Source organism: Halodesulfurarchaeum sp., assembly GCF_036626455.1.
Classification (GTDB): domain Archaea; phylum Halobacteriota; class Halobacteria; order Halobacteriales; family Halobacteriaceae; genus Halodesulfurarchaeum.
In genome coordinates, this window is sequence record NZ_JAZKRK010000006.1 from 76,939 (window position 1) to 88,962 (window position 12,024).

The following is a 12,024-nucleotide window of genomic DNA, read 5'->3' on the forward strand; positions in this document are numbered from 1 at the left end:
GTATGTCGCTATATCAAATGTGGGGTGTGCTAGAAGCGGAATTGGAAGGGTAATTGGTCTCCGCAGACTCCGGTTCGAGATTCAAAAATGCAAACCGAGTCCTCTGCTTAGAATCAATTTCGGAACGAATCGATCCCGATTGGGTTTAAACCGCTGCCACCAGTATCAACAAGCGGATGCCAGACGCGATCGGGTTGTTCGACCCGGACCGAGTCGCCGTCGTCGGCGGGACCGATAGCGAAGGATCGATCGGCCGAGCAATCATGGAGAACCTCGAATCCTTCGACGGAACAGTACTTCCAGTCAATCCCAAAAAGGAGGAGGTTCTTGGACACACAGCAGTTTCTTCAGTCGAGGAGATTCAAGACCCAATCGACCTTGCTGTCGTGGTCGTCCCACCAAAAATAGCAATCGACGCCACCCGAGAACTCGGTGCACAAGGCGTCACAAACGTAGTCGTAATAACAGCCGGGTTTGGAGAAGCTGGAAGTGAAGGTGCGACCCGTGAACAAGAGTTGTCGAAAATCGCCGACGAATACGAAATGAATCTCGTCGGGCCGAACAGCCTCGGTGTGATGAGTACCCCAGATAACCTGAACGCGACGTTCGGTCCGTCAAATGCCATTCCTGGCGGACTTTCGTTCATGAGTCAATCCGGGGCCTTCATTACAGCCGTCGTCGACTGGGCTATCGACCAAGGGATCGGATTCAACGACATCGTTTCACTCGGAAACAAAGCAGTCCTTGACGAATCTGATTTCATCGAGATTTGGGAATCAGACCCGAATACGGAGGTCATTCTCGGCTATCTGGAGGGAATAGACGATGGACGAGCATTCATCGATAATGCACGGTCAGTCACGAAAGAAACGCCAATCATATTAGTCAAATCAGGTCGAACAGAAGCCGGAGCCCAAGCTGCATCATCCCATACGGGAACAATCGCTGGCAGTGAACGGGCCTACGAGGCAGGGCTGGACCAAGCCGGAGTTCTGCGGGCCGAAAACGTCCAAGAATTATTCGATTATGCCCAAATTCTCGAAGGCCAACCGGTCCCAGACGGTGACGGAATCGCCGTTATTTCCAACGCAGGGGGACCCGGCGTAATGGCGACCGATGCGATCGGAGAATCGAACTACGATATGGCGTCGTTTCAAGATGAAACCCTCGAAACATTACAAGATACGCTTCCAGAGGGCGCGAATATTTACAACCCGGTGGACGTGATCGGAGACGCCGACAACGAACGGTTCAAAGCCGCTATTGACATCGTTCTCTCTGACAAAAACGTCCAAGCAGCCATGGTCCTCGCCTCTCCGATAGCGGTTCTCGATTACGAAACACTTGCCATCGATATCTCAACGTTGCAAGAGAAGTATGAAACACCGGTGGCAACAGCCCTGATGGGAGGCGAGCGAATTCAAAACCCGGCCGATACGCTCAGAGAGCATGGAATTCCCAATTACTTCGACCCCGCTCGTGCCGTCAACAGTTTGGATGCGCTGATGACCTATCGGGATAATACGCAAATCGAATACGAAACGCCTGAACCGTTCGACGTCGACAAAGAGAAAGTTCAAGAAATTCTCGAAACCGCGACCAAGCGGTCGAACAGACTCGGCGTCGAAGCCATGGGAATTCTCGATGCATATGGGATCGAAACCCCAACGAGCGAAATTGTCGACTCACCCCAGGACGCACGGGCTGTTGCTGCAGAGATCACAGGGGATGTCGTCATGAAAATCGTGAGCCCAGATATCCTCCACAAATCGGATATCGGTGGCGTCAAAGTTGGCGTCCCGGAATCGGGAGTCAAAGACGCCTATGAGGATCTTCTCACACGCGCAAAGAATTACCAACCAGACGCACGAATCCTCGGTGTGCAACTACAGGAGATGGTCGATCTCGACACAGGGATAGAAACAATTCTAGGAATGAATCGAGACCCCCAATTTGGACCATTACTCCTGTTTGGACTCGGGGGCATTTTCGTCGAAATTCTCGAGGACACAACCGTCCGGGTCGCCCCGATCAGCGAACGAGAGGCAAAGACGATGATCGGCGAAATCGATTCCGCACCGTTACTCCGGGGAGCCAGAGGCAACGACCCCGTAGATGAGACAGCCCTGGTCGAAGCCATGCAACGACTCTCACTACTCGTGACGGATTTCCCGGCGATCCTCGAACTCGATATCAACCCGCTCGTCGTCTCACCGGATGGCGTACAGGCTGTGGACAGTCGACTCACCGTTGACCCTGACAAACTATGAAGACCGTACTGCTTGCATCAAGCCAGAACAGCACCGGAAAAACCGCCATCGCACTCGCCCTCGGCCAGCTCGCTCAGTCTCGCGACCAGTCAGTTGGCTACATGAAACCCAAGGGAACCCGGCTGCAGTCTAACGTCGGCAAAACTTTGGACACAGACCCAATGCTCGCCCGCGAGGTCCTGGACATCGAAGCCGAAATGCACGAAATGGAGCCGATCGTGTACTCCACGACGTTCATCGAAGGGGCGATTCGTGGCCGAGAAAACGTGTCTGAACTCCACGAACGGATGGATTCGGCCTTCGAAACACTCCAAGCGGACCGCGATCTCATGGTCGTCGAAGGGGGAGACCTCTGGACAACCGGTGGAATCGTCGACCTTGCAGACGACGATATTGCAGAGCGGTTTGACGCCGAGGTACTCCTCCTCGAACGTCTCGAATCGGTCAACGACCTCGATAGGTTACTCGGATTCGCGAATAGCCTTGATCAAAACATTGCCGGAGTTATTTTCAATGCCGTTCCCGACTCAATGTTCGATCTTGTAGAGTCCGACATCGTCCCGTTCCTCGAGGGGCGAGATATTCCCGTTCTCGGTGTCATCCCCCACAATCGTGAACTCGCGGGTGTGACAGTCTCTGACCTTACGGACGAACTCGGTGGTCGGGTACTTACTGGTGCTGAAGAGGAGGTCTTCATCGAACGCGTGCTCGTTGGCGCTATGAGCGGAGAAGCAGCACTGTCTCATTTCCGACGGACCAAAGACGCCGCTGTGGTAACCGGGGGCGATCGCGCAGATATCCAACGCGCCGCGCTTGAAGCCCCAGGTGTCAACGCCCTCATTCTCACTGGCGGGTTCGAACCACCTGGCGCGGTCCTGGGAACAGCCAGTGACAAAGACGTACCCGTGCTGTCAGTGCAATCTGACACGCTCGCAACCGTCGAACGCGCCGAACGGTTGATTCAAGGCGGCCGGGTTCGAGATGCCCGGACCGTCGAAACAATGACCCAATTGCTTCACGATCACGTCGATATTAGCCCTCTGTTAGACTGATCGATCGATCCGGTCGGTCAAACAATTAAGGGGGGCCGGGTTCTCCCTTGCACTATGGACGTAGAACCCCAGGAAATCACGAGTCTGGTCGGGCGGGAGGTTTACTCGAACAACGGCGTTTTCGTCGGAGAAGTCGAAGATCTCCGATTGGATCTCGATACGGAGGTCGTCAATGGCCTTGCGCTGTCGGCCCTCAATCCAACGCTCTTTGAAACCGCCGAAACCGGGTCGAAAGGCATCATCGTTCCATATCGCTGGGTCCGGTCGGTCGGTGACATCGTTCTGATCAGTGATGTTATCGAACGACTCAAAGACGACGAAAACGAGGACGAAGCGGTCGCCTGAGTTACCCGCCGTTCGAACTGTTCTCCTGTTCGACGCCCATCGCCTCGAACAGCGTCCGCGTGACGGCCTCCCCAGTGAGTGACAGGAGCGTTTCTCGGTTTTCCGCAGTCGTTTCGATGCCGTTGAAGATACCCAGTGGCACCTCCGCGCTCGCCTGAGTCGAATGCCCCGCGGCTTCGCCGATGTCCGCAAACCCATCCTGGAGCACAGAGCCGATATTGAGCCGAATGTCCTTTGACCGAGCAGCGAGATAAATGGTATCCTCGATAATTCCGAAGACAGCGGTCGTGGTCACGCCTTCAAGATTGAGGAGTTGCTGTGCGGCTTGGGCCAGGGCGTCTCGGGAATTGATGAAGCCAGCATTCGAAACGAGATGGCTCCCCTGCACCTTCCGGTTCGCAATCGCCTCAGCCAGGACGTCTAACGTCTCCGGACTCATGTTGGGCGACTCGACCTGTTCGAGTGTATCGTGATTGGCAAAGGGGTAGAGGTAGGCCGCCGCAGTGAGATCTGCGGGAGTGGTGTCTCGCCGGAAGTCTAACGTTTCTGCTCGAATCCCGTACAGTAACGCCGTCGCGACGGTTTCACTGACCGTCATATCATATTCCTGCAGATATTTTGTCAAAATCGTCGATGTGGCACTGACGTTCGGTCTGACGTCCGCGAAGTCCGCATTGATTTCGCCGTTCGTTTCGAAGTGGTCGATGTAAATGTCGATCGAGGTGTCAATCGACAGAGACCCCGAGTTCGCCTGGTCGACCATCGCAAACGTGTCATACTCGTCCAAGTTGACGGTGTCGTGGTGGGTGAGCTCGATCTCAAGCAAATTTACAAAGGCTCGGTTCTCTTGATGCCCGATATCCCCGAAGTAGAGGATGTCGGCTTCGACGTCAAGGTATTCCGCGATCGACTCGAGGGCCGCAGCACTGGCAATCGAGTCCGGGTCCGGATTGTCGTGGGTCAAAATGGCGACTTTCTTTTCGGCGCCAGTCAACACGTCAGAAAGGCTCCGGGCTTTGTATTCGAGTTCCCCTGATTCGAGGGCCCGGAGGGCGGCATCGGAAATGACCGATGACGGATTGATGACCACGTCCGCACCCAATGCTGAAAGTTCGTCGCTGGTGACGGGATCGCTTGCGCGGGCGACGACGAATTGCTCCTCGTCCTGATTGCGAATGTGGGTTACGGCGGACTTATTGGCCTCGATATCAGACGCCAGAATCAGGGCCACGTCGTAGCCCTCTACCTCCTCAGTGATTTCAGGCTCGCTAATGTCCGCTTGTCGTGCTTCGAGATCCTGGTCCCGAAGCGATTCGGCCCTCGATTGGTCTTTGTCCAATATTAACACGTCTTTGTCACGTTCGACGAGTTCCTCGGCAACGGAATGACCGACACTCCCACACCCCAAAATTGCATACGAAGACATCGAAGAAATGGTGCCACGTGTACTCATTAGCTATTCCTTTCTTGTGCATCTAACTTAACCCCCACGACAGTTCACACCCGAAAATCACCGCGAATGCAGAACGTATTTGGGCGGGGACGCCTCAGAATGGGGTGAGGGCCGGTAGCTCAGTCTGGCAGAGCGTCTGACTCTTAATCAGACGGTCGCGTGTTCAAATCGCGCCCGGCCCGCTTTTGCGACGAACACAGGTGAGGAGCAAAGCGGCCAGCGATTTGAACGCAGAGAGGAGCTTTGCTCCGACCGTGTGTTCAAATCGCGCCCGGCCCGCTAACTTTTTGGACGTTCCGGAGTTGGAATAAATCGCAAGACGCGGCTGTATCAGCGGTGTGCTTTGTCGGGAGAGGCGAGAGAGTTCGCTTGGTTGCATTGCGCAGGTGGGTTCCGTCGGTGGATTCGTGGGAGTGTGATTGGGACCTGGTGGTGGACTCCCACTTGTTAATAACTTATCCGTACGCTATTTGTAAATTTGTAAGGAGGGGTAATTCGGTGTTTGTTAATACATTCAGCATTCGCCCCACCGAAAACGGCAGCATCACCTCTTTTGGGGGATCTGGGATGTCGCCTCCGGAATTGCACTCTCAATGTCGTCGTCAGAGATAGTGTCCGCCGGCTTACAAGGGGTAGTTTTCGCCGCCAGTCAAAGAATGCCGATGCGGACAAACGGATGTCCCATACGAAGACGAAGACTATGATGGCTCTTAGCCTCAGTCGAAGACTACCGGAAACAGCAGGTACGTAAGTACCTCGAAGCGTCCGACGACACCAAACTAACTCCGACACTCGCCGAAAAGTATCCCGAATTAAATCGGGGATTTTCGGTCAAAGACCTGGTGTGCCCCAACTGTGACGCGAGGAAATCCTGGGATAAGCTGGAGGAGATTCCAAGTCCAGGGTCGATGCCATTCTGTCAGGAATGTTCAGATTCCACCAATATGCCCACAAAGATGGTCGTCCCTCACGACGAGAACCAGTAGTTAGTTTTCAAAATGGCCACTTAGGCCCCTCTATACACACTATTTTACTACCTCTCCAATCTGGAGTGAGTTCCAATCTTCTTCATTAAGAATAGGATAGAACCCTGATTTATTCTACTATTAGCGACTCTAAATTGGAGTGTAAGCCGGTTTAGGTGGTTTCTGATCACATATTTCCTCTGGAAATCTATCGCCTACTATTGCTAACTGCACGAAAATTGGCGTTCCGAACTACTGTAAAGAAGGGTCGAGAGAGGGTCCCCAACCGATTCCTCGGAGGAAGTTTAAGATTCGATAACAACCCAGTCCACCCCATAGTCTTCGTACACCTCTTCAACGGCAGGCTCGTTCGGTTGTCCAGTATTCACGATGACGGTCTTTTTCACCTCTACCGGAGCAAATTCGTTTTCGATAATAGCGGCCTTTCCGAGACAGTCACCTAAGACCTGGAGACCCCAATTATGCACCTCTATGAGTTCGATGCGGTGATTGCTAAGTAAATCCCACACGGGTTTGTTATTCGGTAGCTTGTGGTAGTCGTACTTCTCACCCTCACCTTCCGGCGGGTCTATGACACGAATCCCGTCTACATACCGATTGCCCGGTCCCTCGACACGAAGGGATACATTGACGGTAGCAATTAGGAGTCCGCCCTGCTCGTCGGCGTATTGCTCCAGCGGGATGTTCTCACTCATCGGGGCACTCGTCCCAGCAGTCTCGGGTGTTCACTCTGGTCCTAAGTCTATACGGATACCATAAGGTGGTGCGAATTATAGACCTCCGTAAGACCCATGTAGAGGTCAGCAGGTTTCATGGATCGGTTGCGCTTGCTCTTCGTTCAGCTTACGAGGCCGATTTCCATACTCGGAGATTCACAGGGAATGGGAATAATGATTAGCGTCGTGAACCGGTTTCTCGCCACGGCCCGGACCGAGCGCGTTGAACGGAGTGGAGCGTAGGCACGCCTGATGCCGGACCTCGACATGCAGGAGGTTGCCATTACGAGGAGTTCACCCAGTTGTGGGGCTCTGATAATACCGACACGCGACAGTTGTGGCAACTGCTCGGGCAACTCGACGATGATGAGATGCTCGTTCAGATTCCGGAATGGCTGGCCAAGGAGAAAGTGGGCTTCGTCGATGGCGCACCACCAACCAAGGTTGCCGGACGTATCGAGCGGAAAACGGAGGAGGCCATTCACCTGGGAGACACGGGAGCCGCTCGCCCGCTCATGAAGCTCGCTCACCTTATTCACCAACTTGAACAGAACGAGGACGACCCGGACCGGTACGACTGGCTGGATGACCGGCTCGCGAAGCATCGACGGGTGTTCAAACGCCGGGAGGACGTACCTGAGCTTGCTGACGGCTGACTACCGAAGTCCCAGCTTCAAAGCGTCGTTCGGCGTCGGGAGTGACGGTGTTAGCTCACACTAATGAGAAAATCGCCGGGAATCGTGGTTGATGAGATTGCTACACTGGCGCTCAGCGAGGAAGAGACTGGTCGCATTTCCGCATCCACGGCGCACGCGTCGTGCCGGATGAAGATACCGACCTGGGGACAGGTCTCCGCCGCCGCATATTGGAATACGACCATCCTGACTACGCCTACAGGCAACCTGAGGAAGCCTATTCTGAAGAGGTGATTGCACATGCACTCGAACCGACCCCCAAGGACGACCCGTGGCGATGCGAACTCGAAGTGGACATCGACCTCGACGAGTTTGCCGGTGTAGAGTATCCAAAGCATCGTCCCAGACGTTGAGGGTGGCCGTTCTGACCGTCAACGGTTTCGGAGTGCCCCCAGGTCAACCGGCCAGTGTGCGTGTTCCCAGCCCTTTTGGGCTCTTTAGAGCCCGAGGTCAAGCCTTCGATTGATTACGAGGATTGCGACACCGAAACAGAGTAGCCCCACGACAACCCCGTATGCCACTGGCCAGCCAAACATGTCGGCTAGCACGCCGGTTGCAACGTTACCGACCGACCCAAGCAGGATGAAGACTGTCCGAACAAGGCCAAACCCAGTTCCGCGCTCATCGTCATCGAACTCACGCATCACCCGCGCTTGGACGGCACCGCCCCAAGTGAGGCCAACGCCGATTAGCGAGATACCGACCCACAGGGCCACCGAGCTACCAGGGCCAAAGATGAGCGTCGCGAACCCGGTCGCGGTGACGAGAAACGTGGGGGCGACCGCGTGATCTGGGCCCCAGCGGTCGGCCGCCTCGCCAGCAAAAGGCAGAACGAACGCAATGAGGAGGAATGTCACGCCCATCGCCAGCCCGGCATTCCCCTGGGTCAGTCCATGGTGCTCCTGTAGGAACGTCGGGAAGAAGGAGACTGTCGCCTGGAACACGTACATTCCGATGACCCCGAGTACCGTCGAAAATGCGACCACCGGACGCGAGAGCAGTTTCATGACGGTCTGTCGATTCAACCGTGACCGGAGAGCGGCGTTGGGATTCGTGGGCGGACGCCCCTCTACGGCCACGAGGGCCATGGCAAGCGCGGCGAGCGCCCCAGCCCCGCCGACCAGGATACCCACCCGCCATCCGTACGTAGCCGCGACCCAGGTTCCCACCACCGGGACGGCGAGACCGGCCAGTGGGCCCCCGGCAGAATGGATGCTGAACGCTCGGCCGGTTCCGGTGAATCGCCGGTCCAGTAGTGCCGTCCCCGGTGCAAAGTACATTCCAGCACCCAGGCCGAGCACGAGTGCTGCCACTGCGAAGACGACCAGCGAGGGCGATACAGCCACGAAAATGCTCCCGAGAACCGCCATCGCGAGCGCGACCAGGACTATCCGCCGCTCGCCGTATCGGTCAGCGAAGACGCCACTGGGGAACTGCATCAAGGCGTAAGTCGCCCACATCCCAGTTAGTACCAGGCCGATGAGACTTTTGCTGGTCGAAAACTCCGCGGCGATAGCGAGGACGAACGGGCTGATGGCCACGCGGGCGCCGAACTGCCCGAAGTTTGCCGTAGTGGCACTTAGAAGTGCTTTCGCTTTACCGCTCCGTGTCTCCGCCACATGTCTGCTCGGTCCGGTCCAGGTAAGTAATTCTTGTTTTCACAAAGGGCTCGACGGGCACGAAGTTGGTGAGGTCCTCGGCTACCTAGGGATCGTGAAGTCGTTCCGGCTGACCCAGACCTCCTTCAGCACCCCGGGGAGTGTCCGAACCAAAAGTAACTCATTCAGAGTGTGCAACGACGAGTTGGGAAACTCTTCCGCGTGCATGAACCAAATCAAATGGCGGGTATGACCACTGGATTCCTGAAGTAATTCAACAATTAATCACTGTAACTAAATTCATATTATTATTCTAGAATGTGCAAAGTATACGACATACACAGCTCACCGTGCTGCCTGGATGAACGTGATCGACAACCCCACGAAACCACTCGACTGCAAGACGATGAAGATGGTTTCAATCCCCAATCATTGCGATCACACCCACAACCACCCCACCCAAGATGGCAAAAACCAACAGTGCCGATGGTGGTATCAAAGATATATGTGCTATAGCTCCAATAGGTGACAGACGTATCGCACTGAAAGATATATCTCGGAGTGCTCCTCCCCAAACAGTCGAAACATCGAGTCTCAAAACCCCGTAACTAAGTCCCAGAAACGAAATGGGGATGGTGAAAGCCGCAACACCCGCACCGATAGTGGCAAGGAGACCTAGCTCGTCGATTGACGACGGAGCACCATGTCACGAACATTTGTAACCGGCGGCGGTGGGCGGCGAGAGTCACAGACGCGACCTCCGATTTTCTGTGTTGGAGGTATATTTCAACGGCTTTGCTTGGATTGAGTGTGTTTGTTTCTGCGGTCATGCTTATTAGCAACGGAACCCCCCTGTGGTGCGTGCGCTGGTAGGCAGAGCGTGTGACGGAAGCGGAGCGCAGGCGGGCCGATAGGCCCGCCGAGCACCGAACCGCAAAACCAGACGGGAGCGTGGCACCGCGAGGCCCGTCAGGGCCGAGCGGTGGCGCAGGAAATCGGCCGAAGGGGGGAGCCCGAGGCCGATTTGCGGATGTTCAAATTGCGCCCGGCCCGCTCCAACTTCTGGCGAAACAGAGCGATTTCTGCATTATGGGGAGAAAGAAACCGTTATAATCTATTCTCTCCGTACCAAATACAACGCATTGAGCCCGATCAGTCCCCAGATTGATCCATCAATGCCTCGAATTTCTCCAGCGTGGCATCGGAGTAGTACGCATCAGAGTTGTGGAGTTCGAATTCGTTGCGGAGCTCGGTGAACCGATCGAGGAGTCGCTTGTACTCCGCACTGTTTTCGAGTTGTTCGATATTGAGTTTTTGCTCCAGTGTCGCGAGCTTGGAAGCCAAGGCAAACGATTCGAGAACTCGTCGTTTGAGAGCGTCTCGAGCGACCATCCGCTCGACCACGTCTTGAATTTCGGCTCTCTTGATAGGTTTGGTTAGGTAGTCGTCGAACTCCATATCGAGAATGTCAACATCAGGGTTGACCGCTGTCACCATGACGACCCGACAATCGACTCCGCGCTCGCGAATCCGTTTCAGAACCTCGTCGCCGGACATTCCTGGCATTCGCCGATCGAGCAAAACGACATCGACCTCTGGGTCGTACCGTTCCAGGGCTTCCTCCCCGCTGGTCGCCACTCGAACCTCGTACTCCTCGTCGAGATAATGGCGATACATCTTGACCAGTTCGTGGTCGTCGTCTACGATGAGAACGACTGATTCACTGTCCGCGGACATAATTATGCTATAAGGGTGTTAGACTATTTAATTACCGGCCTGAGTAACGGTAAGTGAGCACCCACATCAGGCAGTCATGGCTGTAGAGTAAGGGAGGGATAATGGCTTTTGGATGGTGCGATTGATCGATCATACCTGTCGGTTGCTAGGAAAGCAGCTTTGGTGGTTTTTGCGACTCCGTTGTTCTGGAATTAGCCGACGATTTGGTTGTAGATGACGGTCTTTACGGTATCAAACTCGCCGGCAAGGGTTGTAAGCGGGAGGGCGATGTTGATCGGAACAAAGATGCCGTAGACGTGGAGCAGAATGTCGAGTGGAGATAGATCATCGAGGAACTTACTTTCTACAAAGAAGACCCTATCAATGCTTTTTGGCAAATTGTTTGAAATTCATCTCTTCAGAAATTGCAAGGTTCGGTGGCACACAGATCGAATTGTTTCGAACTATCGTCTCCAAAGTACATAGTGATCCGGACACCTTGATCTCGCATATCAATCCCAGAATTGCCACTACTAGTACTATTTTGGAATTTATCAAATTCGAATATTGCACTATTTTGTGAATCTGAAAGAGTAAGGGTGTTAACAAAATTTTGTTTTGTATCTTGATCTGAAAATTCACTATCTACTTTTATTGTCGATGTGACTAGATCTTTATTATCTCCCTTAAGCGTGGCATTATTATTAGATACTTCGTCGGCTTCGGTTGTCGTAGCGTTTACTTTAATTCCATCGAACGTGACATCTTGACTTCCTTCCTTTAAACTCATTTCAAAATCGAATTGCCCACTTGCACCAGTGGCATCTACTTCTCCCGTTAATTTGACACTCTCCGCCTGAGGGACGCTGAAATCACGCTGTAACGTAATCTGTCCTGCTCCTTTATCGAGATCTGCAGTGATGTCGACAAGTGCACTGTCACCGTCCCCTTCGGACTCTATCAGTACGTCCTTGCTTTTGTCGGGTGCCAACGAGAATTCGTAGGGGGAAGACTCCCCATCGAAGGTGATAGTATCCACGTCGGCGTCTTCGAGGGTTACCGCCATCTCCAGTGTCGTGCGGTTCGTAAACACCGGGTCCTCTAGGGAATCTACATTCTCAATCCCAAGCAAACCGTACGGATCACTTACAGCACTCACTGAGACGCCACGCCCAGCGCTTACGGAGCTAAAC

Annotated in this window: 11 protein-coding genes and 1 tRNA gene; 6 read left to right on the plus strand and 6 right to left on the minus strand. The window is 54.2% G+C overall.

Annotation, left to right across the window (positions count from 1 at the left end; genetic code table 11):
* Positions 1 to 176: 176 nt before the first annotated feature.
* From V5A26_RS03580 to V5A26_RS03590, 3 genes are read left to right on the plus strand one after another with little or no spacing between them, the layout of a single operon-like run.
* Complete coding sequence (locus V5A26_RS03580) at positions 177 to 2,270, plus strand: acetate--CoA ligase family protein (protein WP_332321183.1); 2,094 nt, start codon at positions 177 to 179, stop codon at positions 2,268 to 2,270.
* Positions 2,267 to 3,322 (plus strand): phosphotransacetylase family protein, encoded by a 1,056-nt coding sequence (locus V5A26_RS03585; protein WP_332321184.1) that lies wholly within the window; start codon positions 2,267 to 2,269, stop codon positions 3,320 to 3,322. Before V5A26_RS03580 ends, V5A26_RS03585 begins: the two co-directional genes overlap by 4 nt.
* A gap of 54 nt (positions 3,323 to 3,376) precedes the next feature.
* Positions 3,377 to 3,667: a PRC-barrel domain-containing protein gene (locus V5A26_RS03590; protein ID WP_332321185.1), complete on the plus strand. Its 291-nt coding sequence runs from the start codon at positions 3,377 to 3,379 to the stop codon at positions 3,665 to 3,667.
* A gap of 1 nt (position 3,668) precedes the next feature.
* Here V5A26_RS03590 and V5A26_RS03595 read toward each other — a convergent pair whose 3' ends face one another.
* A complete protein-coding gene (locus V5A26_RS03595; RefSeq protein WP_332321186.1) occupies positions 3,669 to 5,120 on the minus strand; it encodes a DHH family phosphoesterase in 1,452 nt (483 codons plus the stop codon).
* Between the two features lie 108 nt (positions 5,121 to 5,228).
* On the opposite strand from V5A26_RS03595, the gene V5A26_RS03600 reads away from it, so the two are divergent.
* Positions 5,229 to 5,302, plus strand: a tRNA-Lys gene (locus V5A26_RS03600).
* A gap of 1,088 nt (positions 5,303 to 6,390) precedes the next feature.
* Here V5A26_RS03600 and V5A26_RS03605 read toward each other — a convergent pair.
* Entirely contained in the window at positions 6,391 to 6,801 is a 411-nt protein-coding gene (locus V5A26_RS03605) for a hypothetical protein (protein WP_332322220.1), read from the minus strand.
* A 323-nt stretch (positions 6,802 to 7,124) separates the two neighbouring features.
* Between V5A26_RS03605 and V5A26_RS03610 the strand changes: the two genes are divergently transcribed.
* Positions 7,125 to 7,478 (plus strand): hypothetical protein, encoded by a 354-nt coding sequence (locus V5A26_RS03610; RefSeq protein ID WP_332321188.1) that lies wholly within the window; start codon positions 7,125 to 7,127, stop codon positions 7,476 to 7,478.
* Positions 7,479 to 7,639: 161 nt separating this feature from the next.
* On the plus strand, positions 7,640 to 7,870 hold the full coding sequence (locus tag V5A26_RS03615) for a hypothetical protein (RefSeq protein WP_332321189.1): 231 nt from the start codon (positions 7,640 to 7,642) through the stop codon (positions 7,868 to 7,870).
* 84 nt (positions 7,871 to 7,954) lie between these two features.
* Here the strand turns inward: V5A26_RS03615 and V5A26_RS03620 are convergent, their stop codons facing one another.
* The 4 genes from V5A26_RS03620 to V5A26_RS03635 form a co-directional block, all read right to left on the minus strand.
* Positions 7,955 to 9,136 carry an MFS transporter gene (locus tag V5A26_RS03620; protein ID WP_332321190.1) on the minus strand — a complete coding sequence of 394 codons (1,182 nt, stop codon included), beginning with the start codon at positions 9,134 to 9,136 and terminating at the stop codon, positions 7,955 to 7,957.
* A gap of 1,131 nt (positions 9,137 to 10,267) precedes the next feature.
* Complete coding sequence (locus V5A26_RS03625; RefSeq protein WP_332322221.1) at positions 10,268 to 10,852, minus strand: response regulator; 585 nt, start codon at positions 10,850 to 10,852, stop codon at positions 10,268 to 10,270.
* A gap of 191 nt (positions 10,853 to 11,043) precedes the next feature.
* Complete coding sequence (locus V5A26_RS03630) at positions 11,044 to 11,229, minus strand: hypothetical protein (protein ID WP_332322222.1); 186 nt, start codon at positions 11,227 to 11,229, stop codon at positions 11,044 to 11,046.
* A 20-nt stretch (positions 11,230 to 11,249) separates the two neighbouring features.
* Positions 11,250 to 12,024 (minus strand): hypothetical protein (locus tag V5A26_RS03635; RefSeq protein WP_332322223.1); only part of this gene is annotated, 775 nt, incomplete at its 5' end.